The following is a 23,889-nucleotide window of genomic DNA, read 5'->3' on the forward strand; positions in this document are numbered from 1 at the left end:
GCGCCACGGGGCCCCGGCGGCGCGGGAGCGGCGGACGGGGCGTGCTGCGCCCTGCCCGCGTCCCGCGGCGGCTTCAGAAGGTGATGCTCCAGCTGTCGATCTTGCCGACGTCGCCCGGACCGTTGTCGTTGACGCGCAGGTTCCAGGTGCCGTTGAGCAGTTCGCTCGACAGATTCAGCGTGACCGTCTTGTTGATGTTGTCGGTGCCGCCGCCGCTGCGGTTGTGGATGTTGTAGAGCGTGCCGTCCGGCGCGACCAGGTCCACCTTCAGGTCGCCCTGGTAGGTATGCACGATGGCGACGGTGACCGAGGCATTGCTGGGCGCATTGCCGCTGCGGCCGGAGACCGTGATCGGGCTGTCCACGGTGGCGTTGTCGCTGATGGTGTAGTCGGTGGTGTTGGTATAGGTCTGCGTACCGCCGCCGCCGGTGGTGTAGCTGCCGGTGATGGACAGGCCGGAATACGCGGAATAACCCAGCACCATCACGTGGTAGGTACCCGCCTGCGCCGTGGCGATGGTGCAGGTCTCGGCGTTGGTGGAACCCTGCGAGCGGCAGTCATAGCTGGCCGTGGTCGGCGCGGAACCGAACTTCACATAGAGGTCCGCATCGCCCGTGCCGCCCGTGGTGACGAACTTCAGGCCGCTGGCGCCGGCCGGCACGGCCATCGTGTAGAAGGTCTGCGAATTCGCCGCACCGGCCTGGCCGGTCAGGGCCACGCCGTTCTGCAGCACGTTGCCGCCCGGCGGGGCGGTGACGGTGACAGAGCTGGTCTTGGTGTTGGTCGCGCCGCCGTTGTCGGTGACGGTCAGGCTGACGCTGTAGGTGCCGGCTGCGGCATAGGTGCGGCTGGGATTGGTCGCGGTGGACGTGCCGCCATCACCGAAGTTCCAGCTGCGCGAAGCGATGCTGCCGTCGGAATCAGTGGAGCTGTCGGTGAAGTTCGCCGTCAGGCCGCTGGTGGCCACGCTGAAGTTCGCCGTGGGCGGAACATTTGTGCCGCTGCTGACAGTGACGGAGCTGGTCTTGGTATTGGTCGCGCCGCCGTTGTCGGTCACCGTCAGCGTGACGGTATAGGTGCCGGCCGCTGCATAGGTCCTGCTCGGATTGGTCGCGGTCGAGGTACCGCCGTCGCCGAAGTTCCAGCTGCGCGATGCGATGCTGCCGTCGGAATCGGTGGAGCTGTCGGTGAAGTTCGCGGTCAGGCCGCTGGTGGCCACGCTGAAGTTCGCCACCGGCGCCTGGTTGCCGCCGCTGCCGGCGAAGCCGCCGATGCCGTAGACGTCCTTGGACTGGGCTGTGCCGCCGGCCTCGTCGCGGTTGTCGGTATAGATGGCCATGATCTCGCTCATGACCACGTCCATGCCGTTGTAATCGCCCCACTCAAACGAATCGGTGAGGTTGCGCGAGGTCACCGTGGTCAGGCGCGTGGCCGTGCCCCAGGTCACGCCGCCATCGCTGGAGACGGCGTAGTAGAGATCGGTGCCGCTGCGGCTGCTGGAATGGCGCGTGTCGTAATACATGACGAAGACGCGGCCGTTGCGGTCCACCGACAGCCACTGATTGAAGCGGTCCACCGTGCTGACGTCGCTGCTGGAATGCGGCGAGGAAATCTGCCAGGTGGCGCCGCCGTCGCGCGAGCGCGCCACGCGGATGATGGCGTGGTTGGCCGTCGCGCTGGTGTTGTTCTCGGTGGTCGAGGTGTCGGTCCAGGACACGTAGATGCTGTTGTTGAAGGCGCCGCCGGAACGGTCGGTGTCCACCGAGGTGTAGATAAAGGCGCGGCGGGTTTCCATCGCCGGGATGGGGAAGTCGAAGTCGGCGTTGGTGCTGCTCACCGTCGTCGCCGCGGCGAAGCTGGCGCCGCCGTCGGTGGACTTGGCCATGCGTATGGCCTTGCCCAGGCTGCCGCCGGAGGTGGCGGGATAGAAGAAGTAGACGTTGCCGGCGCTGTCGGAGGTGATGTCGCTGCCGATGCCGCGGTTGGAGCCGTCCAGGGTCAGCGTCGCGCCGAACGACGTTCCGCCGTTGGTCGAGCGGGCGAATTTCTGGATGTTGTTGTCATGCCAGGCGACATAGATATTGCCCTTGTGCGGCGAGCTGGCATGCATGTCGACGTGCAGGTATTCCTTGTCCGAGATGTTCTGGTTGGACAGGGTGGCGCTGCGCGTCCAGCTGGCGCCGTTGTCGGTGGAACGGTAGAAATACACATTGGTGCCGGAGCCGACCACGGTCGACAGCGCCGTGGCGTAGCCGACCGTGCCGTCGGGCGACCAGCCCACGGCCGGGTCGCAGCAGGTGTCGGGCAGGGAGATCGCGCTGCCCCAGCTCACGCCGCCGTCGGTGGAGCGCCACATCTTCTGGCCGCTGCCCGGGCCGTTGGTGCCGGCGATGACGATGTTGGTATTGACCGGGTTGATCGCCACGGCCGATTCGGCCGCGCCGGCCGGCGTGGTAATGCGCTTTTCGCCGCCGAGGAAGTTCTGGAAGATGTTGCCGCGCGAGGCTTCGTCCCGCGCCGTGGATTCATGCACGCGGAAGCTGCCGGCCGCATCGGCCCTGACCGCGGTATAGGTCCTGCCGTCGATGCGGTAGCCGCCGTACTTGGCCAAGTAGCCGTTCAAGGCGCTGCGCGGATACTGCACCGGGCCGAACTGCGGCAGCTCCTTGTTGGCCTTGCGCATCTCGACGCGGTAGAACACCGGAATCGCGATGATGGTGTCGGCCTCGTTCTTGGACAGCAGGGCCAGGTCTTCCGCGGTCAGCGCGTAATTGCGGTCGTCCCAGGGGCCCAGCGCCTGCAGCCCGGCGTAGTCGACGCGCGGGTCGGCGCCCTTGGCCGCATCGACGCGGAACGCGACGGCGCGGCCCAGTTCCTGTTCTTCTTCGGCGTGCACTGCCAGGCTGATGCTGCAGCCAAGCAGGCCCGCGGCCAGCAGCGGCAGCCGGCCGATCAATTTGCTGTTCATTGGTCTCCCCTCCATTTGTTGAAAAGTACACTGCGCGCTGCGCAGTGCTGCGCTGCAGGCGGAGCTGGAGCCCGCTGTGCCACGGACGCGGAAGTCACTGTTCGTTTGCGTTCGTCGCGAGTGGCCGGCCGCAGCTGCTGCCCGGTGCCGAACGGCCTGGCGTCTGCGGGCCGGCGGCGGGAAGCTGCCGGCGAGCGCTGCCTGTGGATGGGCCGGGCGCGCGTTCCCCCCCGAGAACCGCGAGCCGGGGGACGATTTACAGCAAATACTTTGCTCAGTCTATGGAATGAGTCGCATAGGTCTTGGGGCCGATATGTGCGGTTGCATCATGAAACCGCCGTATGGATCAAGGGCGGTGCGCCGGGGGCGATGCCGTCCGGTGCCGGTCCAATCCCTGCAGCAACAGATGTTCGGCTTGGCGGCGGGTCTTCGCCCTGTCCCCGGGTACTACGCAAGCTCGCGTGTGCGCCGCAACATTGCGGATCTACCATCTGTGTTTGCGCGGACGCATGCGCTGCCGTGCCGTTCACTTCTCGCCGGCGACGCCTTTGGGCTATCGTGCCGGAATGACCAGCCTGTTCATCTCCGACCTGCACCTGGACGACGAGCGTCCCGCGATCACCGGATTGTTCCTCGAATTCCTGCGCGGCGAAGCCAGCCGGGCCGAGGCGCTGTACATACTCGGCGACTTGTTCGAGAGCTGGATAGGCGATGACGACGATTCCGCGCTGGCCCTGCGCGTGCAGCAGGCTCTGGCCGGACTCACCGCGCGCGGCGTCGCCGGCTACTTCATGGCCGGCAACCGCGATTTCCTCGTCGGCGAACGCTTCGCCGCCGCCACCGGTTTCCGGCTGCTGAGTGATCCCACCTGCCTGGACCTCGCCGGCGTGCCCACCTTGCTCATGCATGGCGACACCCTGTGCACCGACGATGTCGCCTACCAGCAGTTCCGCAGCGTGGTGCGCGACCCGGCCTGGCAGCAGAACTTCCTCGCCCAGCCGCTGGAACAGCGCCGCGCCTTCGCCCGCCATGCGCGCGAGCAGAGCCGCGCCCATACCGGCAGCGCGATGGCCGCGATCATGGATGTGACCGATGCGGCCGTGCGTGAAGCGATGGCCAGGCATGGCGCGGCCCGGCTGATCCACGGACACACGCACAGGCCCGGCCGGCATCGCTTCGAGCTGGACGGCATTCCGGTGGAGCGGGTGGTGCTCGGGGATTGGTATGAGCAGGGGAGTGTGTTGCGGGTAGACAGAGACGGGGTGGTGCTGGAGGGGATTCCGCTTTGAGACGGACGTGGGCGAGGGGCGGCGCTTCAGTCGGGAGGAATTCTGGTTTTCGCCAGCTCTTCGCGTGGTGAAGATTTTGCCGAAAATCCAAATGCGAGGCGCGTTGGTCGTTGCCCCCTCACCCCAACCCTCTCCCCCAAGCGTGCTTGGGGGAGAGGGAGCTTTCCGCTTTTTGCTCAGGAAATCCGGCAAATTTCGCTTGCCGAAAAAGCCGGATTCCGCCACGCAATCACTGTGGATCGCGAAGAATCCTGCCGCTCACCCCTTCCGCGTCGAAAGCACATACATCCCCAGCAGCACCAGCGCCGAACCGGCCAGCTGCCACGCGGTGATCGGCTCCTGCAGCAGCCAGAAACCCAGGAACAGCGTCGACACCGGTCCCAGCATGCCTGCCTGTGCGGCGCTGGGCGCGCCGATGCGGGCTACGGCGAGCATGGTGAGGACTACCGGCAGCACGGTGCAGAACACGGAGTTGAGCAGGGAAAGGCCATAGACAGCGGGGCCGTGGTGCAGCAGGCGTTCCCACGGGCGGGCCAGTGCGTAGTGCAGCAGTACGGCGATGGTGGATACGCTCATGGCGTAGGCGACCAGGCGGGTTGCGCCGAGGCGTTTCACCAGTTCGCCGGAGCCGATCAGGTACAGCGCATAGGACAGGGCCGAGCCCAGCACCAGGCCGGCGCCTAGCAAAACGGCGTCGCCGCCCAGCTGCAGGTCGTGGGCGAAGACCAGCACGATGCCGGCGTAGGCCAGGGCCAGCGCCATCCATTCGCGCGCGCTGATGCGCCGGCGCAGGGCGGTGGCGCTGATCAGCAGGACGAAGGACGGCGACAGGAACAGGATCAGCCGTTCCAGTGCCGCGCTGATGTATTGCAGGCCAAGGAAGTCGAGATAACTGGAGAGGTAATAGCCGAGCAGGCCCAGGCCGATTACGCTGACCGTATCGCGGCGGCCGAGGGCAGGGCTGTTGCGCCATTGCCACAGGGCGATGGCGAGAAAGAACGGCGCGGCGAACGCCATGCGCAGGGCGAGTACGTCCAGCGCGTCGACGGGATGGCGGTAGAGCAGCTTGGCGACGATGGCCTTGGCGGAGAACAGCACCGAAGCGGTGGCGGCGATCAGCAGTCCCTGGCGGAAGCGTTGGCGGGCGGTGGTTTCGTCCATCGGCGGATTGTAGCCGGCGCGCCGCGGGCTGGCCGGTGCGGTTGTCGGCGCCAATGCGCAAGGGCAGGGCAGTATTGCCGCAGGCGAAGCGCGTGCGAGGTCTGCGCAAGTGCACGGCCCTGCTGCGGCCGGCGACGTGCTCCGGTGCGGCGCAGTGGAAATCCAGCGGAAATTTCATAAGGGCGCGATGCCGCCGGAGGCAGTCATGCAGCGCGAGTGGATCGTGAAGGGAGTGCTGGTACTGGTCGGCCTGCTCAACCTGCTGCCCGCCGTGGTTGCATTCGATCCGGCGCGCAGCCTGGGCCTGTACGGCATCGCGCTGGACGACGCCGCGCTGGGCATCGCCATGCGCCATCGCGCGCTGTTGCTGGGAACGGCAGGACTGGGATTAATCGTTGCCGCCTGGCGTACTGGATGGCGTGGTCCGGCACTGGCGCTGGCCTTGTGCAGCAAGATCGGTTTCCTGGCGTTGTATGGGCTGTATCAGATGCCTGCCGGTCCGCTGCAGCGGGTGGCACTGGCGGATGCGGTTGCCCTGGTGCTGCTCGTCGTGGTGCTGCTGTTGCGTTGTCGTGATGCCGCCGGCCCGGTCCGCAGGATCGGCGGCACGTGAGCAGGTCCAGTACGCAATCGCAGCGATCGAAGACACGAGCGGACTCAGGCCGGAAGCGCAGGCCGGAACGAAGGCTCACGCCGCCTGCGCCGTCCTGCGATGAAGGCACCCGGCACGCAGCCTCAGACCACATGCCCCGCCAAGGTCCCCACATCCCCGTCCCAGGCACCGAAATAGCTGCGGCTGCGCCGCACGGCCGGATGTTCGGGTCCGCGCGGCACCAGCTTCAGCGCACGCTTGCCTTCCAGCCATAGCGACACGGTATTGATGATGCGGCTGTCGCGGCAGACGCGGCCGTGGTCCAGTGCGCCGGCGTAGACGGCCAGGGTGATGCCCGGCACGGCGGCGCTGCGCAGGTGGACGCGGCCGTCGCCGAGGTTGTCCTTGCGCGCGCCGGCGAAGTCGAACCAGTTCGGGTTGGCGCGGTTGGCGCGCTGCACCGTGAGCTGCACCGGCGTGGGCACGCCGCAGCCTTGCAAAACCAGGATGTTTTCCGCATTCGCGGCGAGCGCGGCATCGTCGAGCAGGGGCGCGGCGCTGCTGCCGCCGTGGCGCGCGGCGCGGCCGCGGGCGAAGGCTTCGGCATCGGCGACGAAGCGCGCCTCGAAGCCGCCGTCGCCATCGCGCACATTGGCCTGCCAGTTGGCCGCGTCGAACAGGTCTACGCTGCGGCTGTCCTCGTCCACGCAGCTTTCGGCGTAGTGCGGTGTCATCTGGTAGACCGAGGGAAAGCTGCGCGCGATCTTGCGGTAGTCCTCGTCGGTGCCGAACCAGCCGTCGCGTTCGCCGGCGACCAGCATCTGCACCGCGGCCAGCGAGCCGCGGAACGGCGGCGCGATGAAGACGATGCGGGCGACATCGGCGAAGGCATCGCGGCCGCGCAGGCCCAGCATGCTGCGCAGGACCAGGCCGCCCATGCTGTGGGCGACGAAGTTCAGCGTGGTGCGGCGGCGCAAGCGGCGCTGGCGGCCGCTCAGTTCCTCGCAGAATTCGGCCAGCTTCTGTGCGGCGTGTTCCACCGGCCGGCGCCAGTCGTAGGTGAACACATGCAGCGCCTCGTCGGGCTTCCATGCGCGCAGCTTGCCGACCATCTCGCCGTAGGCGTAGCGGATCGGGCGCGAAGGCAGCATGCGGTGGCCGTCGCTGGCTTCGTAGCGGCCGTCGAGCAGGGCGAAGTCCAGCGGATTCTCGAAGGCGTCGCCGAACACCATGTCTTCCAGGCTCCAGCGCACCGGCCAGTCCAGCGGATAGCTGTCGGTGAGTTCGCTGCCCTTGATGCCGGGGATAAGGACGGTGGTCATGCGGGACTCCTGTCTGCGGGCGCTGGTAGTGTGCCTGTGCCGGCGGCATCATGCGCAGTCTTGCCGGGGGGAAGCTGCATGCACGATCTGCTTTGCGCGGTGCCGGTACTGGAAAGTCCGCGCCTGCAGCTGCGCAGCATAGACCGCGGCGACCTGGACCGTATCTACGCGCTGCATTCGGATCCGCGCGCCATGCGCTACTGGAGCTTTCCGGCCTGGACCGCGCCGCAGCAGGCGCGCGACTGGTTCCTGCGCCAGCAGCATTTCTGCGCGCAGGAGGAAGTCTGGCCCTGGGCGGTGGTGCGGCGCGAGGACGATCGGCTGATCGGCCTGTTCACCCTGTTCGCGGTCAACCGGCTGCAGCGCCGGGCGGAGTTGGGCTATCTGCTGGATTCCGCCCATTGGGGCCGCGGCTACGCCCAGGAGGCCGCGCGCCTGGTGCTGGCCTACGCCTTCGACGCGCTGGAACTGGCCCGCGTCGAGGCCGACATAGACCCGCGCAACAGCGCCTCCTGCCGCCTGGTGGAACGGCTGGGCTTCCAGCGCGAAGGCCTGCTGCGCGAGCGCTGGCACGTCGCCGGCGAAATCGCCGATACCGCGTTCTACGGCCTGCTCGCGCGGGAATTCCTGCGCGGCTGAGACCGGTGTTTCAGGGGTTCTGGAAGCCGTAGGCGAAGATGAGGTCGCCGACAAGTTCAAACGCGCCGATGTCGATCAGTCCATCGCCGCCGCGCGCCTGCGCAGTGCCGGGTGCGACCAGGCCGCGCCGGGGCTGGAAGGCCGGCGGGAACAGTGGGCCGGGAAAGGCAAAGGCGGGGTTGCCGGCCGGCGCATTGTTGCCGCTGTCGCGCAGCGGGCTGGCGGCGGTGGGGCGCAGATCGTAGGCGGCCACGTTGGCGAAGCCGGGACTGGTGCCGCTCAGCGTGCCGCTCCACTCGCCGGCGGCGGGCACGAAGGTGGAACCGGCCTCGATCCAGTTGTTGCTGCCGCGGATCTGGCGGCCGTCGGTCCAGACCAGCTCGCCGTCCACCGCGCGGATGATGCGCGCGGTGCCGCCGGCGGTGACGTCGATCACGTTGTTGTGCATCTCCACCGACTGCATTTCCTGGAAGATGCGGAACACCGTCGCGTCCACGCCGGAGCTGAGCAGGATGGTGTTGTTGACGAAGCGCGCGCGGCCCTTGCTCACGCCGGAGCCGTCGCCGCCGATGCGGATGACCGCGCCGAACGCCGGATTGGTGTGGACGATGACATTGCCGACCACGTCCTGGTCTTCGCGGACCAGGTCGCGGGTCCAGCCGGCCTGCTGGGTTTCCTCGTCCGGGCCTATCAGTTCCAGTTCGTGATAGACCGCGCCCTGGAACCAGTTGTAGTGGATCTCCGCGCGCTGGTGGCGGCATTTGAGCAGGTTGCCGCCGGTGCCGTCGTGCACGTAGTTGTGGCGCATGCGGAACACCGCATTCGGCCAGGCGACTTCGTCGCTCTGGATATACAGCGCATGCTGCGAAGTACCGGCGCCGGAGCCGTAGATCTCCGAGTATTCCAGGGTGAAGGAGCCGGAGAACTGGTCCGTGCTCAGGATGCCGTGGGCGGCGCAGGTGTGGATCACGCTGTCGCGCACGGTGACCTCGTGGGCGCCCTGCAGGATGCAGCGTGCGCTGCCGCCGCTGACCTCGAAGCCTTCGAACACCACGTAGTCGGACTGGCGGAATTCCACCGTGTTGCCGCCGCCGTTGATGCGCGGGCGCAGGCCGTTGACGCGGATGCCGCGGATCACCACCGGATTGCCGGCGCTGCCGCCGTCGGCGGCGGGCACGACCACGCCGCCGGCGTAGGTGACATTGCCGTCGACCTCGACCACGTCGCCGCCTTGCAGGTCCACCGCGGCGAACAGCTGATTGAGGCTGGTATGGGGCCGCGTCGGGCCGACCTGGTAGGTAGCGGCACCGGCGCAGCCGGCGTACAGCAGGGGCAGCAACAGCAGTCGGCGGGCGCGCATGCGGACACTCCAGGCAATCGGCGGCGCGCAGCCTGCGGTGCCGCGGCCGCGCAATCTGTGAAATGCGCCGGCGGGCGCAAAGCGAACGGGGTCAGTGGCGGAAAGCGCCGGACCGGCGGCGGCTGGCGAATCCTGCACCGGCTGCGCGCCGGAGCATGGCCTAAGCTACGCGGATGCGCGCGGCAAGCCGCCGCGCCGGCGCCGGCGGATCCACCGCGCGGACGCTGCCGATCAATGCCGCAAGCCGGCGGGAGCATTGCCGATGAAGTTGTCTGAATTGCTGGGCGCGGCCACGCGCGGGGACGGCCGCCTGAGCGTGCAGGTGGGCGAGGACTGGCTGCAGGGCCGCAGCGTGTTCGGCGGCCTGCAGGCCGCCATCGCCGTCGCCGCAATGCGCGGCCAGGTCGCTGCGGAACTGCCGCTGCGTACCTTGCAGATGACCTTCATCGCGCCGGTGGGCCAGGGTGAGGTGCGCGCCGTCGCGACGCTGCTGCGCAGCGGCAAGAGCGCGGTACACGTGCAGGCGCGGCTGGAAGACGCCGCCGGCGAACTGCTCGCCCTGGTCATCGGCGTATTCGGCCGCGGCCGCGCCTCGCGCGTGCAGCGCCAGCCGGTACGTGCGCCGGCGTCCGCGCAGGCGGCGGTGCCGCTGCCCTTCCTGCCCGGCGTCACGCCGAATTTCATGCAGCATTTCAAGGTGCGCCTGCGCGAAGGCGCAATGCCCTTCAGCAACACGCCCGTGTTCGCCAACCGCTTCGAGGTCGGCCTGCGCGACGACACCGGCATGAGCGAATCGCACCTGCTGGCCCTGGCCGATTTCGTGCCGCCGGTCGCGCTGTCGTGGATGGAAACCGTCTCGCCGGGCAGCTCCCTGACCTGGATGCTGGAACTGCTGAGCGACGACTATGCCAGCCAGCCCCTGGACGGCTGGCTGGTGGATGCGGAAATGGTCGCCGCCCGCGACGGCTATACCAGCCAATCCACCCTGATCTGGGCACCGGACGGCAGTCCGGTGGCGGTGAGTCGGCAGAGTATGGTTGTTTTTGGCTGATGGTTGGGAGTGGGGGCGGAAGTCGACAGCCGGGAGCCGGGGAGTCGGGAGTCGTTGGAATCGTGCGGCGAACCCCCCGGGGCTTCCGGCAAACGGAATTGCTGAATTTCTTCGAGAAAAAGCGGGAATCTCCCGCTCCCCCAAGCTTCGCTTGGGGGAGCGGGCCGGGGTGAGGGGGCGACGATCAACGCGCCTCTGCGTTTGAATTTCGTCGATATTTTCAGCGCGCGAAGCGTCGGCGAAAACCCGATTTCGGCGCGAACTGACGCGCTGCCCCCTCACCCAACCCTCTCCCCCAAGCGCGTAAACGCGCTTGGGGGAGCGGGCTTTTTCGAAGCCCGTTCCTCCGGCTGCCAAATCCCAAATCCAACCCCAAATCCCAAATCCAACCCCGAAACCCGAAACCCGAAACCCGAAACCCGAAGCCCGAAGCCCGAAGCCCGAGCCCTAGCCCAAAGCCCGAATCTCGACTCCCAACTCCCAACCCCAGGAACCGCTACCGAAACTGCTCCGCAGGCAGCCGCGCGCAACCGAACTCGCCCGGATCGTGCAGTTCGAAGTCGCCGTAGAAGATCGTGTCGCCGCGGTACTCATAGGCGCCGATATCGGTGCGGCCGTAGCCGCGGGCGAAGCCCGCGCCGCGCTGGTCGGTGGCGAGGCCGGCGTCGTTCTCGCCGCGCTCGCAGGCCGGGCTGCCCAGCGTCAGCGCCATCGTCGGCGTGGGGCCGCCGTTGTCGCGCAGCGGCTCCAGCTGCGGATCGAGCTGCCAGCGGTTCTCGAAATCCTCGCCATTGACGGTGCTGACGTCGGGCAGGGCCTGGACCAGGCTGCGGCGCGCCGAAACGGTGGCCGGCGTGAGATCGGGGTCGATCTCGCGCACCAGATCGCGCGGCGTTGCGGCCGGGCCCTGGGTATTGCCGGCGACGATGCTGCTGACGAGGTCGAGCCGGCTGGCATCGCCGCCGACGAACACACCGCCGCCGCTGGTAAAGGCGCCGCTCGCCGGCCCCGTGCTGTTGCCGACCACGGTGCTGTTGCGCAGGATCAGGCGTCCGTGGCCGAGGAAGACGGCGCCGCCGCTGGCGGAATCTTCCGGCGCGCGATTGGCGTTGAACGTAGTGTTTTCGATCACCGAGATAGCGCCTTCCAGCGGCGTCGTCAGATGCAGCGCGCCGCCGTCGGAAGTCGTCGCCTGGTTGTCGGCGAACGTGCTGCCGGCAATGTGCAGCGAAGTCGCGGACGCCAGCAGGCCGCCGCCGCTGTACTGGGCGCGGTTGCCGTAGAGGTAGCTGTCGCCCAGTTCCGCACTGGCGGTCACGCCGTGGACGGAGATCGCGCCGCCGAATTCGGCCTCGTTGCCGCTGAAGCGGCTGCGCCGCGCCACCAGGCGCGCTTCGCTCACGGCGACGGCGCCGCCGAGCTTGTACGAGATATTGCTGTCGAACTGGCTGGAGACGAGGCTGAGTTCGCAGTCGTCGATGAAGATGGCGCCGCCCCAGCCGCCTGCCCGGTTCTGACTGAAGCGGCTGTCCTCGACGCGCAGGCGTGCATAGGACGCATGCACGGCGCCGCCGTCGCCGTCGAAATAGCCGTCGCGCAGATGCAGGCGTGCCAAGCGCACATCCACCCGGCAGGCCTCGTTGCCGTCGCCCTCGATCAGGAGCAGGCGCCCCAGGCCGTTGCCGGCCAGTACCGCCGGCTCTGCGCCGGTGCCGAGGATTTCCACCGAATCGGTGACCGGCACGGGGCCGGAACTCAGCACGATGGGGCCGGCGCTGTGGATCAGGATGCGGTCGGCGCCGGGATTGGCGTTCGCCAGCGCCAGCGCGCTGCGCAGGCTGCCGGAACCGGAGTCGCCGGTCTGGTTCACCTCGTAGTCGGCGGCAAACGCGGAAGAGGCCAATGCGGCCCCGCCCAGCCCAAGCCGGGCCAGGAAGCGCAGAAGAGTCATGGAGACAATTTCCTTGTTCGATGAAGATGCGCGGCTCACGCCGCGCGGTTAACTTCAGCGAATCCCTCGCGGGCTGGCTTCAAGGGCGTCTCACGTTTTCCTTAAATTTCTCAACTGACTGATCCGGCGGCTGTTTTCGAACAGGCCGGAAGCCGCGGCGCGGACGGGCGCGGCGTGAACACGGGCCGCGGCCGCGCCGCTGCGCAGCCGCGGACTCCGGCGGGCGGGAGCGCTGGGTGTCGCATCCGGCCGCGATGCGTGGCGGCTGCCGGCGCTGTCGCTGGCCGGTCCTTGGCGGCGCCGCCGCGGCGGCCGGCGCGAAAGACGCGCGGCCGCCTATTCCGGCGGCTGTACCGTATAGCCGCGGCGCTGCAGTTCGGCGACATAGCCGTCGGCGCCGAGGATCTGGTCCATGGGCAGCACGGCCAGGCTGACCGTGTGCCGGGCCAGCGCCGTTTCCGCGCTTTCCAGCCAGGCGCGGGCGACGCGCTCGCGCAGGTCGCCCATGCCGTGTTCCTGCACCGCGCTGTTCTGCAGCATGGCCTCGGTGCAGGCCTGGTTCTGGTCCACGTAGGGCAGGGCGCGCAGCGCTTCGATATCGCCCACGGCCCAGGCGTTGGCGCGCAGCTGCATGGCGGGCAGGTCGGATTCGAGCCGGTCCACGGTGCGGCGCAGGCAGTCGATGTCGTCCAGCTCGGACTTGGCGAAATCGCGCAAGGTGTCGCGAGCGCCGTCCAGTTTGAGCGCGACTTCGGGCCGGACCAGTTCCACTTTGTGCCGCTCGGCCAGTTTTTCCACGGTATCGGCCACTTTGCCGCCGCCGCGCAGGCCGGCCTTGTCCAGGGCTTCGCCATACAGCTCGCTAGCGGCGAAAATCGGCCGGCGTTTTTCAACGCCCTGGTCGCGGCCCAGGTATTTCTGCTTCAACGGCTGCCAGCGCGCATAGAGGTCAGGCGGGACCACGTCGGCCAAGCGCTTGCCATCGGGATTGTTGCGCGCCTTGAGCAGGCTGGGCAGCAGGAACAGGCCGCCGACCATGCCGCCCTTGATCTTGACCGAGGCCTGCGGCGGCAGCAGCACCTGCTGCGCGCCGGCGATCACGCTTTCGACCTCGCGCGACACCCAGCTGATCTTCTTCGGCAGCGGCGACAGCGTGCCCAGTATCCACAGCACATGTTCGCCCTTGGAAATCTTCCACAAGCCGGGGCCGGGCTGTTCGCCGCTGACCACCACGGTTTCCAGTACGGCGGCTGGCGCCGGCGCGGAGGGCACGGCCGTGGCAGTTGTTGCGGAAGGCGGTACGGCGACGGCAGGCGATGGCGTGGCCGGCGCGGTTTCCGGCGCGGCGGCATGGGCGGTGAAGATGCAGAACGACAGGCACAGCGAAAGCGTGGCTCGCAGCATGGCCGGGTGCGCAGAAGAAGTTGGGGGGTGGCGACGGAGACTAGGCGGCGGCGCATGAACCGCGGCGGTCTGAAACGGCAGGTCGCGCAGATGCCGGCGGAATGCGTCGAGGCTGCGGTTTGCGGCGGAGGTGGCCTGGCTGCGAAGGCTGAGCAATTTTTCGCCACTGCGGCCCGGCGAGTGGAAATCGTGCAGCGCCGGCGCCGCCGCCGCTTTCTCCGAAACCGGCGGAATCCGAGGGGCTTCCCGGTGCCGGCGAAAGCATGATCGCTACTGCGCCGTCGGCAAAAACGGAACCACGCCCGCTCCCCCAAGCGCATTCGCGCCTGGGGAGAGGGCTATGTCCCGGCCGCTGGTTCGCCCGACCTCAATCCTCGTCGTCCTGGCCGCGCCGGCTCGGCTTGACCGGCAGCGGCGCCAGGACCCAGGTCAGGGCGATCAGCTTGTTGCGCGCGCCGCTGCGCGGCTTGTGCAGCAGTTCCAGGGCGCGGCTGAGCAGGCGGTTGATCTCGCCCAGGTCGCGTTCGTCCACCCAGCCCTTGCTGCGCGAGGCCCACACTTCGCGCTGCGGGCCTTCGGTGGCGACATCGCTGCGCTTGAGCGCATTGGCGAAATCGCGCGAGGCGATGCGCAGCATGCTCGCGCCTACTTTCTCCACCGCCGCCGCGCCGGCGTTGCGTCCGCCGCGGTAGCGCAATTGCAGGCGCGCACCCTTGTCGACGCGGGTGCGGTAGCGGCGGCCGTCGCCCTCGTCGGGGAGTTCTTCCAGCAGGCCGCCGCGGACCAGCAGGCGCAGATGGTAGTAAAGGCCGTCTGCCGGACGGCCGAGCTGCCCGGCCAGGGCGGCGACGGAGGCTTCGCCGCCCAGCGCCTCCAGCGTATCCACCAGTTCCTGCCGCGCGGGCGAGGCGAGCAGGGCGATCTCGCGCGGCTTTTCCACTGCGCGGTTGTTCGGGAGCTTGCGCGTCGTTGTGCGGGTCTTGCCGGGCTGTGCCATCGGTTGGGTTGCCTGTGTTGAAAATTTCAATGAAAATTCAATCTTGACTGGTTCGATCCGCGCCCGCCGCCCTTGCCCGCGGCCGGCGCCCGCCGGAGGAGATTATGTCGCTACGACCGCTATCGCTGTTGCTGCTGTTATTGTCAAGTTGCGCCGCGGTGGCGGCCGACGATACCGCCGCCGTATTGTCCCGCGCCAAGGCCGCCAGCGGCGGGGCGGCCTGGGATGCCGTCGCCACCCTCGCCGGCCAGGGCGAGATGAAGGCAGCCGGGCTCAGCGGCACCACCGAGACCCGGGAAGACCTGCGCGACGGCCGCAGCGTCGCACGCTACAGCCTGGGCCTGTTCAAGGGCGCCAATGGCTATGACGGCAAGCAAGCCTGGAGCCAGGATCCGGGCGGCGAAGTCGCCCTGCAGGACGCGCCCGAGGCGCGCCAGCGCGCCCGCACCGCCGCCTGGCTGAGCCAGCGCGCCTACTGGTTCCCGGCCCGCGGCGCCGCGGTACTGGCCGCGCCGGCCGCGCGCGAGGACGGCGGCCGCAGCTACCAGGTGATCCGCGCCGAACCCGCCGGCGGCGAGCCGGTGGAACTGTGGTTCGCCCGCGACAGCGGCCTGCTGGAGCGTACCGTCACCGGCCTGACCGCGCAGGACCGCGTCGTCACCACGCTGGGCGACTGGCGCGAGGCCGAGGGCCTGCGCCTGCCGTTCCACGTCGTGGTCGACAGCGGCGTGGAATCGGCCAACCGCGTCGAGATCCGCTACGCCAGCCTTACCGCCGGGGCCACCGTCGATCCCGCCGAGTATGCGCCGCCGCAGACAACCGGCGGCGCTCATATAACCGATGCCGGCGGCATCACGCGAATTCCATTTCGTCTGGTGCGCGACCATATCCACATCCAGGCGGAAGTCGACGGCAAGCCGGTGAAGATGCTGGTCGACACCGGCGGCGTGAACATCCTGCTGCCGGCGGCGGTGCAGCGCCTGGGCCTCAAGAGCGAGGGCCAGCTCAGCGCGCGCGGCGTAGGCGAACAATCGGCGCAGGTCGCCCTGGGCCGCGCCGGACTGCTGCGCCTGGGCGGCGTCGTATTTGAAAAACCGCTGTTCTACATCATCGACTTCGGCCGGATTCCCGATGTGGAAGGCGAGGACTTCGACGGCGTCATCGGCTACGAGCTGTTCCAGCGCTTCGGCGTCACCATCGACTACGCCGCGCGCGAGATGATCCTGGCCACGCGCGAGAAATTCACCGCGCCGGCCGGCGCCACGGCCGTTCCCTTCACCCTGGCCGAACGCATACCGCTGGTGGAAGGCCGCATCGACGGCAAACCGGCGCGGATCAGCGTGGACACCGGCTCCGGCGGTGCGCTGGACCTGCATTCGCCCTTCGTGGCCAAACATGGCTTGAAGCAGCACTACGCGCCGCGCTTCGAGCAGATTTCCGGCTGGGGCGTGGGCGGCCCCATGCGATCCTGGCCGGTGCGCCTGGGCGAGCTGGAACTGGGCGGCTTCGCCCTGCCGGCGGTCGCGGCCACCTTGTACACCGGCGACAAGGGCGCATTCGCCTCGCCCACGGTGGATGCGAACCTCGGCGGCCGCGTGCTGGGACGCTTCACCGTGGCCTTCGACTACGCCGCCAAGATCATGTACCTGGCGCCGAACGCGAGCTACGCCGAACCCTTCCGCAGCGACCGCAGCGGACTGATGCTGCTGCGCGACGGCAGCGCGCTCAAGGCCTTCGAGGTGCTGGCCGAAGGGCCGGCGGCCGCGGCGGGACTCAAGAGCGGCGACCGCATCACCGCGATCGGCGGCGAGCCGGTGGCCGCGCGCAGCCTGTCCGACTGGCGCGACCTGCTCGCCCGTGGCGAGCCGGGCAGCCGCGTGGCGATCGGCTACGAACGCGCGGGCAAGCCGGCCACGGCGACGCTGGTCCTGCGCGAGCTGCTGCCGCCCGTGCCGAAACGGTAAGAACGGCCGACAGACGGCGCGGCCGGACAGCTGCCGCGCGACCGCAGTCATAACGCGGCGGACGGCGGCGGCGCATCATGGGGGCAAGCCTTTTCACGAAGCTCCGCCCATGAAACCGAACCGCGCCGCCGTCCCGTCTTCGTTCGCGGCCTGGCTGCTGCTGCTGGCATTGCTGCTCAGCGGCGCAGCCCAGGCCGTCGTGCTGAACATTCCTTCCACCTATCCGCGCAACTGGTACGGCAACGCCGCGCGCCTGGCCCAGGCGCGGGCGCATCACCAGGCCACGCCGTTCACGCCGTCCGGCGACGGCTCGGTGCTGAACTTCGGCCGCGCGCTGCGCGGCCTGCTCGCCAACAATGCCGGGGACTGCGACCAGGCCGTCGCCTTCCTCGACGCCTGGCGCGCGCCCGCCGGCATAGGCGGCTTCCGCGACGCGACCCGGCAGCAGGGCGAGAACCTGCTGCTGATCTACGACTGGTGCCATCACCGCCTCAGCCCGGCCCAGATCAGCAGCCTGGTCACGCTGTGGAACGGCTACATGGACCGGGACAACGGCGACGATTTCGCCAACCAGGGGTCGGAGGCAAACAACTACTTCTGGGGCCGCGTGCGCAATAACCTGCTCTGGGGCATTGCCAGCTACGGCGAAAATCCGCGTGCGCAGGAATTCATCGACAACGCGCTGCAGACCCGCCTGCAGAACTGGTTTCCGCAGTGGTACGCCGATTTCGGCCGCGGCGGCGTGTTTCCCGAAGGCGCGGACTACGGCTCGGTGACGCTGTCCTATCCCATCGTGCCGTTCGCCAGCGCGGCGGACTTCGGCTTCGATCCCTACGCCACCACGCCGTATTTCCGCGAGGCGCTGTACGCGCTGATCTATGGCAGCACGCCGGGACCGACCAGCATCAGCGGCGCCTTCTCCGGCGGCAACGTGCTGTTCCCGTTCAATGACGATGCGACGTTCTTCGAGGGTTCGCCGATCAATGTGCGCAGCTATTACGGCGACGTCGCGCGCTTCTTCGGCCAGCGCGATGCGGCCAGCGGCAATGCGCGGCATATGCGCGCCTGGCTGGCGGCGACCGGTGCCGGGCGCAGCTGGATGTTCGACGCACTCGGCGGCAGCGGCAATGCCGCCGACCTGAACGGGCTGCCGCTGGACTACTTCGCCCCCGGCGCGGCGGTGTTCTATGCGCGCAGCGGCCACGACGCCAATGCCAGCGCCCTGCATATCCAGCTGGGCACGCCCGGGGGCGTGCAGCATCGCCACCGCGACGCCGGCAATTTCCAGTTCTGGCGCAAGGGGCGCTGGATCACGCGCGAAAGCACGGGCTATTCCAAGCCCCTGGTGGGCTTCGGCGGCAGCGGTACGGTCGATACCGAACACCACGTCGCGCACAACGGGCTGCTATTCCAGGGGCGCACCACCGGCCGCTGGATCGGTTCCGGCCCGCGCGTGATTCCGCCGGGCCAGCCGCGCCAGGACAATCCGGACGGACTGCCCGAAGTCGTGCGCCTGCAGCACCACGCCGATTTCGGCTACGTCGCCGCCGATTATTCCAAGGCGTATCGCAATACCGACGGTCCGCGCGTGGACTGGCCCTATGCGGACAAGGCCGTGCGCGAATTCCTGTTCCTGCGCCGCTTCAATGCCCTGATCATCCTCGACCGCCTGCGCGGCAGCAGCGATTCCCAGCTGCCGTTCTATTTCACGCCGAACTGGATCAACAGCCCCGAAGGCGGCAGCGGCGCCGATCCGCTGGCCGTGCATGTGAATGCCGATGCCGTGGTGCGCACGTTCCTGATGCACTTTGAGACTGCGCCCGCGCTGAGTGGCAACCGCGCCAGCGCGAATGTCGGCAACCAGGTGGCGGAGCTGATCACGCTGTTGCCGGCGGCGCCGAATTTCCGCGTGGTCGCCGAGGACGTGCCGGGCAATGAACTGTACGGCCAGCACCGGCTGGAACTGGATTCCAGCGGCAGTGCCGAGAGTTATTTCCTCAACGTGGTACACGGCCGCGACAGCGGCGCGGCAGCACTGGGCGCGAGCCTGGCCGACAACGGTTCCAGCTGGACGCTGACCTTGTCCGATCCAGTGCAGGGCACGGCGAGCATCGTGCTGGCCAAGGGCATGATTTCCCAGGGCGGCAGCGTCGCGCTGGGCGGCGCCGCGGCGGTGCCGTTGCGGGGCGATGTGCAGGGGATCAGCGTCGGCGCGGATGGGCCGGTGTGGCAGGGAGACGTGTTGCCGGATGGGATTTTTGCGGATGGGTTCGAGGTGTGACGAAGTGTGGGATGGTGTTGTTGTTGCAGGTGCAGGGGCAGGGGCTGTCGCTGTAGCAGTTGGCGAGCGATGGTTGTCAGCGTTTCCCCGATCCCGGGAACGCCAGCTCCCTCTCCCCCAAGCTCTGCTTGGGGGAGAGGGTTGGGGTGAGGGGGCGACGTCGAATCCCGGCGTGAAACCAGATTGCCGCGAAAAAACTCTGGCCAGCTGGCTGGTGGCGAAAACTGTATTTCGAGGTTATCGGGTGCGTCGCCCCTCACCCAACCCTCTCCCAAGCGCGTGAACGCGCTTGGGAGAGGGCTTTCCACAGGCTCAGATTCGAGTCCGAGCCCCTGGTTCCTGGCTCTTGGTTCCCGATTCCGAACCCCGATTCCGAAGTCCGAGTCCGAATCCAGACTCGGAATCCGGTCCCTCACACCGCCGCAGTAACCACAATCTCGATCTTCCACTGCGGATTGGCCAGCGCCGCCTGCACCGTCGCGCGCGCCGGTGTGTGGCCGGGCACCACCCACTGTTCCCATACCGCGTTCATCGCGGCGAAATCGGCCAGGTCGGTGAGGTAGATCTGCGCGCGCAGGATCTTTGACTTGTCGCTGCCGGCGCGGGCGAGCAGGGCATCGATGGCGTCGAGGATCTGGCGTGTCTGGCCGGCGATGTCGGCGCTGGCGTCGTCGGCGACCTGGCCGGCGAGGTAGACGGTGCCGTTGTGCACCACGGCTTCGGACATGCGCGGGCCGGTTTCAAAACGGTGGATCATGGCGGTTCCTGCGGCTGGGTAAACGGGTATCTGGCCTCGTCGCGGCGCCTGCTGCAAGCCCATAAGCGGGTGCTGGCCGGATGGGCGATGGTCGCGATGATCTGTCGCGATGATTTATTGCGGATCGACCTTCAGCACCTCGCCACTGTCCGCATCGACCAGCAGGTACAGCCCGCCGTCCGCCGCGACGCGCACATCGCGCAGGCGCTTGCCCAGTTCGGCGAACAGGATTTCCTGCGCGCCGGGCTGGTCGTCCTGCAGCGGAATACGCCGTGCCTGTTTCGCCGCAAGCGCGGTCACGATCAGGCTGCCGCGCCACTGCGGAAACGCATCGCCGCGGTACAGCACCATGCCCGAAGGCGCGATCGACGGCGTCCAGTGCAGCAGCGGCGGTTCCAGGCCTTCGCGCTGGGTATACGGCGAGACCAGTGCGCCGGTGTAGTCCAGGCCGTAGGTGACCAGCGGCCAGCCGTAGTTCCTGCCCGGCCGTATGCGGTTGACCTCGTCGCCGCCGCGCGGACCATGTTCGTGAGCGTAGATGCGGTCGGATGCGGCGTCGTAGAGCAGGCCCTGCACATTGCGGTGGCCGTAGCTGTAGATCTCCGGCAGGGCGTCGTCGCGGCCGCGGAACGGATTGTCCGCGGGCACGCTGCCGTCGGGCTGGATGCGCACGATCTTGCCCAGGTGGCTGCGCAGGTTCTGCGCCTGCTCGCGCTGGCTGAAACCATCGCCCAGGCCGATCAGCAGGCTGCCGTCGGCCAGCTGGGCCAGGCGCGCGCCGTAGTGGGCGGCGCCGCGCTTGAGCGGCGTGGCGGTGAAGAGGGTCCTGAGATCCGCCAGCGCCGCGCCGTCCAGGCGTGCGCGCACGACGCGGGTCGCATTGGCCTGGGCATCGCCGCTGGCGAAGGACAGGTACAGCGTGCGGTTGGCGGCGAAATCGCGGTCCGGCAGCACATCGAACAGGCCGGCCTGGCTTTTCACGAACGCGGCCGGCACGCCCTGTACCGGTTCGGGATTGAGACGCCCGTTCTCGATCAGGCGCAGGCGGCCGGCGCGTTCGGTCACCAGCAGGCGGCCGTCGGGCAGGCTGGCCAGGGACCAGGGGTGATCCAGGCCCGCGGCCAGCGTGCCGACGCGATAGCCGGCAGCGCCGGCGCCGGTACTCAGCAGCAGCAACAGCAGGGCGGCGGGACGCATGGCGCGCTTCCGGGCGGAGAGAAGCCGACCTTAGCAGACTCGCGCCTGGGCGCCGCGGCGCGCTTGCGGCACACTGCGCCGGCCGCAAGCGTGCCGCAGGAGAAAACCGATGACGCGATCGACCTGGCTGCCGCGCCTGCGTGCCTTCGCCCTGGCCGTGCTGGCCTGCGCGGTCTGGGGATCGGTCTGGCAGACCCAGTTCAACCTGCACGAGCTGGAGCGGCTGGGCCTGAACATTCCGGTCGCCACGCGCCTATCGGCCACGCTGCAGGACCTGTACCGTTTCATGCCGCTGTATGCCGCGATCTGCCTGGTCGGGCTGGCGCCGGCTTTCGCCGTAGCGGGCTGGCTGGGCCGCGGTGCGGCGCGGCAGTGGCTGTACCTGCCGGCCGGCGGTGCGGCGGTGGCCGCGGCGCTGCGCAGCGCCGATCTGCTCGCCGGCATCGAGGTGCTGGTGTTCGCCACGCGCCGCGCCGGAGGACTGGCCGCGCTGGTGCTGGGCGGTGTGCTGGCCGGCTGGCTGTATGCGAGGCTGGTGCGGAAAAACTGAGTTTCGCACGGTGTGGAATTTTATATTTGGCGCTGTTTTTCAGTGCGCGGGATGAAAATTTTTTCCGCTCGATTTTGGTGTCATGCAGCTGCGCGGATTCGTCAGCGCAGGCGCCCGGCTCCCGGCGCCGCCGTCTTCCGCCTGTGGGCCTAGCGCAGATTCGGTCGCGTGGTCCTGCGAAATCCCTGCCCGGCGTGCTCATGCTGGCCGCTTCCCGCGCAACGGCCGCGGCGCCCGCAGCACCGTCGTGTGCGCTGTGCGGTTGTGGGAAATTTGCATCGAGGGTCTGTTTTCCAATCGGGGGTTTTTGTATGCGCAAGATTCACGGGTTGCCGGCGGCCCTGCTGCTGGCCATGACGGCGCCGGCGGCCTTCGCCGCGGGCGAGGATTTCTGGAGCGACGCCGCGGCGCAGCGGCCGGCGGCGGATGCGCCGCCGGCCCGCGAATTCCGCGCGCTGACGCTGGATGCAGGCGCGCTGCAGCGTTTCCTCGACGGTGCCGCGCGCCAGGGCGAGGCGCTGGCGCTGCCGCGTCCGCAGGGCGGTTTCAACGAGTTCGTGCTCAGTGATTCCGGCGTGATGCCGCCGCAGCTTGCGGCGAAGTATCCGCAGATCCGCAGCTATGTCGGCGTCGCCGCCGACGGCACCCAGGCGCGCATCGACGTGTCGCCGCTGGGCTTGCAGGCCATGGTGTTCGCCGGCGACGGCGTATGGATGGTGCAGCCCCAGGGCCGCGACCGCGCCGAGTACATGAGCTTTGCCCGCGGCCAGTTGCAGGCGGGCAAGGATTTCCGCTGCGGCGTGCACGGCCGTCCGGCACCGGGCCGCGTCGATGCCGCGCTGCGCGCGGTGCCCGCGCCCATGACGGTGACGGGCGCGGTCAAGCGCAACTACGTCGCTGCCGTCGCGGCCAACAGCGCCTATGTCGCCGCGATCAGCCCGTCGGGCGGCGCCACCGTGGCGACCGGCCTGGCCGGCGTGGTCGCGACCATGAACCGCGTCAACCAGGTCTATGAGCAGGATTTCTCCATCCACATGACCCTGTACGCGAACAACGACCAGCTGATCTATCCCTCGGCCGGCACCGATCCGTACCCGAACGACGACACTGCCGTCGACATGAACACCAGTCACCTGAACACCACCATCGGCGTGGGCAGCTACGACATAGGCCATGTTCTGACGACCGGCTCGGGCGGCGTCGCCGGCCTGGGCGTGGTCTGCCAGGACAGCTGGAAGGGCGACGGCACCACGGGCTCGGGCAATCCCACCGGCGATGCGTTCTGGATCGACTACGTCGCGCACGAGATGGGTCACCAGTTCGGCGGCGACCATACGTTCAATTCCACCACCAGTTTCTGCAGCGGCAACCGCAACGGCGCTACCGCGTTCGAGCCCGGCAGCGGTTCGACAGTGATGGCCTATGCGGGCATCTGCGGTGCGGCCGATCTGCAGTCGAATTCCGATCCGTACTTCACCGCGAGCAGCCTGAGCGAGATCCACACCTATACCGCCGGCGACGGGGCGGGCTGCGCCGGCAATACCGCGAATCCCAATGCTGCGCCGGTGATTGCGCCGCTGTCGAACTTCATCATCCCGGCGCGTACGCCGTTCGTGCTGACCGGCTCGGCCACCACCGCCAGCGGCGGCACGCTGAGCTATGCCTGGGAGCAGAACGACACCGGCGCGACCAACAACAATCTGGCCAACGACCCGGGCACCGGTCCCATCATCCGTTCGCTCACTCCGGCCGCGACCGGCGTGCGCGTGATCCCGCGCCTGTCCAACCTGCTCGCCGGCACCACGCTCAAGGGCGAGATCCTGCCCACCACCAACCGCACCCTGCATTTCCGCCTCACCGTGCGCGACAACGTGCCCGGCGGCGGCACCAGCAGCAGCGCGGACATGAGCGTGCAGTCGGTGGCGACCGGCAGCGCGTTCAAGGTCAATGCCCCCAATACTGCGGTGAACTGGGCCGGCCTGAGCAGCCAGAACGTGACCTGGGACGTGGCCGGCACCAATGCGGCGCCGATCTCCTGCAGCCAGGTCGGCATAGACCTCTCCAGCGACGGCGGCCTCACCTTCCCGCAGAACCTGGGCACCTTCCCCAACACCGGCAGCGCCAGCATCACCGTGCCCAACACCGCGACGACGCATGCGCGTCTGCGCGTTTCCTGCATCGGCAATATCTTCTTCAACGTCTCGGCCCCGGATTTCACGATCACGCCGGGCAGCGACGCGATCTTCGACGACAGCTTCGAGCTGTAGGGCCGGGATTCGGGTTGGTGATTCGGGATTCGGTGTTTGGCGCGGCACCGCCGCGCCTGACCAATCCCGAATCACCAATCCCGCCGCGCGGCGTTCCTTGCCCGCGCATCCGCGGCTATGCTCGGCAGGCCCCAGACCC

17 protein-coding genes are annotated in these 23,889 nt (G+C 68.5%); 8 read left to right on the forward strand and 9 right to left on the reverse strand.

Features of this window, described 5'->3' with window-relative positions; all coding sequences use genetic code 11:
- Nucleotides 1-73: 73 nt before the first annotated feature.
- Nucleotides 74-2,968, reverse strand: a complete 2,895-nt coding sequence (locus NM961_RS13360; RefSeq protein ID WP_255914893.1) for a PKD domain-containing protein — start codon at nt 2,966-2,968, stop codon at nt 74-76.
- Between the two features lie 566 nt (nt 2,969-3,534).
- Between NM961_RS13360 and NM961_RS13365 the strand changes: the two genes are divergently transcribed.
- Complete coding sequence (locus NM961_RS13365; protein ID WP_255914894.1) at nt 3,535-4,257, forward strand: UDP-2,3-diacylglucosamine diphosphatase; 723 nt, start codon at nt 3,535-3,537, stop codon at nt 4,255-4,257.
- 258 nt (nt 4,258-4,515) lie between these two features.
- Here the strand turns inward: NM961_RS13365 and NM961_RS13370 are convergent, their stop codons facing one another.
- Entirely contained in the window at nt 4,516-5,418 is a 903-nt protein-coding gene (locus NM961_RS13370) for a DMT family transporter (protein ID WP_255914895.1), read from the reverse strand.
- Nucleotides 5,419-5,623: 205 nt separating this feature from the next.
- Here NM961_RS13370 and NM961_RS13375 point away from each other — a divergent pair, with 205 nt between their 5' ends.
- On the forward strand, nt 5,624-6,031 hold the full coding sequence (locus tag NM961_RS13375) for a hypothetical protein (RefSeq protein ID WP_255914896.1): 408 nt from the start codon (nt 5,624-5,626) through the stop codon (nt 6,029-6,031).
- 122 nt (nt 6,032-6,153) lie between these two features.
- Here NM961_RS13375 and NM961_RS13380 read toward each other — a convergent pair whose 3' ends face one another.
- Nucleotides 6,154-7,332 carry an esterase/lipase family protein gene (locus NM961_RS13380; protein WP_255914897.1) on the reverse strand — a complete coding sequence of 393 codons (1,179 nt, stop codon included), beginning with the start codon at nt 7,330-7,332 and terminating at the stop codon, nt 6,154-6,156.
- Nucleotides 7,333-7,410: 78 nt separating this feature from the next.
- On the opposite strand from NM961_RS13380, the gene NM961_RS13385 reads away from it, so the two are divergent.
- A complete protein-coding gene (locus tag NM961_RS13385; RefSeq protein ID WP_255914898.1) occupies nt 7,411-7,971 on the forward strand; it encodes a GNAT family N-acetyltransferase in 561 nt (186 codons plus the stop codon).
- Between the two features lie 10 nt (nt 7,972-7,981).
- Here NM961_RS13385 and NM961_RS13390 read toward each other — a convergent pair whose 3' ends face one another.
- Nucleotides 7,982-9,331, reverse strand: a complete 1,350-nt coding sequence (locus tag NM961_RS13390) for a right-handed parallel beta-helix repeat-containing protein (protein ID WP_255914899.1) — start codon at nt 9,329-9,331, stop codon at nt 7,982-7,984.
- Nucleotides 9,332-9,593: 262 nt separating this feature from the next.
- Between NM961_RS13390 and NM961_RS13395 the strand changes: the two genes are divergently transcribed.
- On the forward strand, nt 9,594-10,382 hold the full coding sequence (locus tag NM961_RS13395; RefSeq protein WP_255914900.1) for an acyl-CoA thioesterase: 789 nt from the start codon (nt 9,594-9,596) through the stop codon (nt 10,380-10,382).
- A gap of 496 nt (nt 10,383-10,878) precedes the next feature.
- Here the strand turns inward: NM961_RS13395 and NM961_RS13400 are convergent, their stop codons facing one another.
- The 3 genes from NM961_RS13400 to NM961_RS13410 all read right to left on the reverse strand — a co-directional run bounded on the left by NM961_RS13400 (nt 10,879) and on the right by NM961_RS13410 (nt 14,734).
- Nucleotides 10,879-12,333, reverse strand: a complete 1,455-nt coding sequence (locus tag NM961_RS13400) for a right-handed parallel beta-helix repeat-containing protein (protein ID WP_255914901.1) — start codon at nt 12,331-12,333, stop codon at nt 10,879-10,881.
- A 336-nt stretch (nt 12,334-12,669) separates the two neighbouring features.
- A complete protein-coding gene (locus NM961_RS13405; RefSeq protein WP_255914902.1) occupies nt 12,670-13,737 on the reverse strand; it encodes a TraB/GumN family protein in 1,068 nt (355 codons plus the stop codon).
- Between the two features lie 367 nt (nt 13,738-14,104).
- Nucleotides 14,105-14,734: a helix-turn-helix domain-containing protein gene (locus tag NM961_RS13410; protein WP_255914903.1), complete on the reverse strand. Its 630-nt coding sequence runs from the start codon at nt 14,732-14,734 to the stop codon at nt 14,105-14,107.
- A gap of 104 nt (nt 14,735-14,838) precedes the next feature.
- Between NM961_RS13410 and NM961_RS13415 the strand changes: the two genes are divergently transcribed.
- Together NM961_RS13415 and NM961_RS13420 are read left to right on the forward strand one after the other, a co-directional pair.
- The gene (locus NM961_RS13415) at nt 14,839-16,698 is read left to right on the forward strand and encodes an aspartyl protease family protein (RefSeq protein WP_255914904.1); all 1,860 of its coding nucleotides are present in this window, start codon (nt 14,839-14,841) and stop codon (nt 16,696-16,698) included.
- Between the two features lie 109 nt (nt 16,699-16,807).
- Entirely contained in the window at nt 16,808-18,979 is a 2,172-nt protein-coding gene (locus NM961_RS13420; RefSeq protein WP_255914905.1) for a hypothetical protein, read from the forward strand.
- A gap of 412 nt (nt 18,980-19,391) precedes the next feature.
- Here NM961_RS13420 and NM961_RS13425 read toward each other — a convergent pair whose 3' ends face one another.
- Together NM961_RS13425 and NM961_RS13430 are read right to left on the reverse strand one after the other, a co-directional pair.
- Complete coding sequence (locus tag NM961_RS13425) at nt 19,392-19,736, reverse strand: RidA family protein (protein WP_255914906.1); 345 nt, start codon at nt 19,734-19,736, stop codon at nt 19,392-19,394.
- A 114-nt stretch (nt 19,737-19,850) separates the two neighbouring features.
- Complete coding sequence (locus tag NM961_RS13430; RefSeq protein ID WP_255914907.1) at nt 19,851-20,933, reverse strand: PQQ-dependent sugar dehydrogenase; 1,083 nt, start codon at nt 20,931-20,933, stop codon at nt 19,851-19,853.
- A gap of 109 nt (nt 20,934-21,042) precedes the next feature.
- Here NM961_RS13430 and NM961_RS13435 point away from each other — a divergent pair, with 109 nt between their 5' ends.
- Both NM961_RS13435 and NM961_RS13440 read left to right on the forward strand, forming a co-directional pair.
- Nucleotides 21,043-21,483 (forward strand): hypothetical protein, encoded by a 441-nt coding sequence (locus NM961_RS13435; RefSeq protein WP_255914908.1) that lies wholly within the window; start codon nt 21,043-21,045, stop codon nt 21,481-21,483.
- Between the two features lie 311 nt (nt 21,484-21,794).
- A complete protein-coding gene (locus NM961_RS13440; RefSeq protein WP_255914909.1) occupies nt 21,795-23,750 on the forward strand; it encodes a reprolysin-like metallopeptidase in 1,956 nt (651 codons plus the stop codon).
- Nucleotides 23,751-23,889: the final 139 nt, after the last annotated feature.

The sequence above is a fragment of the Tahibacter harae genome (genome assembly GCF_024437735.1).
GTDB classification, from domain to species: domain Bacteria; phylum Pseudomonadota; class Gammaproteobacteria; order Xanthomonadales; family Rhodanobacteraceae; genus Tahibacter; species Tahibacter harae.

Excerpts from the sequence above, each read along its gene's own strand:
- NM961_RS13405 (WP_255914902.1), bottom strand. The coding sequence starts at position 13,737 with ATGCTGCGAGCCACGCTTTCGCTGTGCCTGTCGTTCTGCATCTTCACC.
- NM961_RS13395 (WP_255914900.1), top strand. The coding sequence starts at position 9,594 with ATGAAGTTGTCTGAATTGCTGGGCGCGGCCACGCGCGGGGACGGCCGC.
- NM961_RS13400 (WP_255914901.1), bottom strand. The coding sequence starts at position 12,333 with ATGACTCTTCTGCGCTTCCTGGCCCGGCTTGGGCTGGGCGGGGCCGCA.
- NM961_RS13415 (WP_255914904.1), top strand. The coding sequence starts at position 14,839 with ATGTCGCTACGACCGCTATCGCTGTTGCTGCTGTTATTGTCAAGTTGC.
- NM961_RS13385 (WP_255914898.1), top strand. The coding sequence starts at position 7,411 with ATGCACGATCTGCTTTGCGCGGTGCCGGTACTGGAAAGTCCGCGCCTG.
- NM961_RS13425 (WP_255914906.1), bottom strand. The coding sequence starts at position 19,736 with ATGATCCACCGTTTTGAAACCGGCCCGCGCATGTCCGAAGCCGTGGTG.
- NM961_RS13370 (WP_255914895.1), bottom strand. The coding sequence starts at position 5,418 with ATGGACGAAACCACCGCCCGCCAACGCTTCCGCCAGGGACTGCTGATC.
- NM961_RS13420 (WP_255914905.1), top strand. The coding sequence starts at position 16,808 with ATGAAACCGAACCGCGCCGCCGTCCCGTCTTCGTTCGCGGCCTGGCTG.
- NM961_RS13390 (WP_255914899.1), bottom strand. The coding sequence starts at position 9,331 with ATGCGCGCCCGCCGACTGCTGTTGCTGCCCCTGCTGTACGCCGGCTGC.
- NM961_RS13410 (WP_255914903.1), bottom strand. The coding sequence starts at position 14,734 with ATGGCACAGCCCGGCAAGACCCGCACAACGACGCGCAAGCTCCCGAAC.
- NM961_RS13435 (WP_255914908.1), top strand. The coding sequence starts at position 21,043 with ATGACGCGATCGACCTGGCTGCCGCGCCTGCGTGCCTTCGCCCTGGCC.
- NM961_RS13365 (WP_255914894.1), top strand. The coding sequence starts at position 3,535 with ATGACCAGCCTGTTCATCTCCGACCTGCACCTGGACGACGAGCGTCCC.
- NM961_RS13380 (WP_255914897.1), bottom strand. The coding sequence starts at position 7,332 with ATGACCACCGTCCTTATCCCCGGCATCAAGGGCAGCGAACTCACCGAC.
- NM961_RS13440 (WP_255914909.1), top strand. The coding sequence starts at position 21,795 with ATGCGCAAGATTCACGGGTTGCCGGCGGCCCTGCTGCTGGCCATGACG.
- NM961_RS13360 (WP_255914893.1), bottom strand. The coding sequence starts at position 2,968 with ATGAACAGCAAATTGATCGGCCGGCTGCCGCTGCTGGCCGCGGGCCTG.
- NM961_RS13430 (WP_255914907.1), bottom strand. The coding sequence starts at position 20,933 with ATGCGTCCCGCCGCCCTGCTGTTGCTGCTGCTGAGTACCGGCGCCGGC.
- NM961_RS13375 (WP_255914896.1), top strand. The coding sequence starts at position 5,624 with ATGCAGCGCGAGTGGATCGTGAAGGGAGTGCTGGTACTGGTCGGCCTG.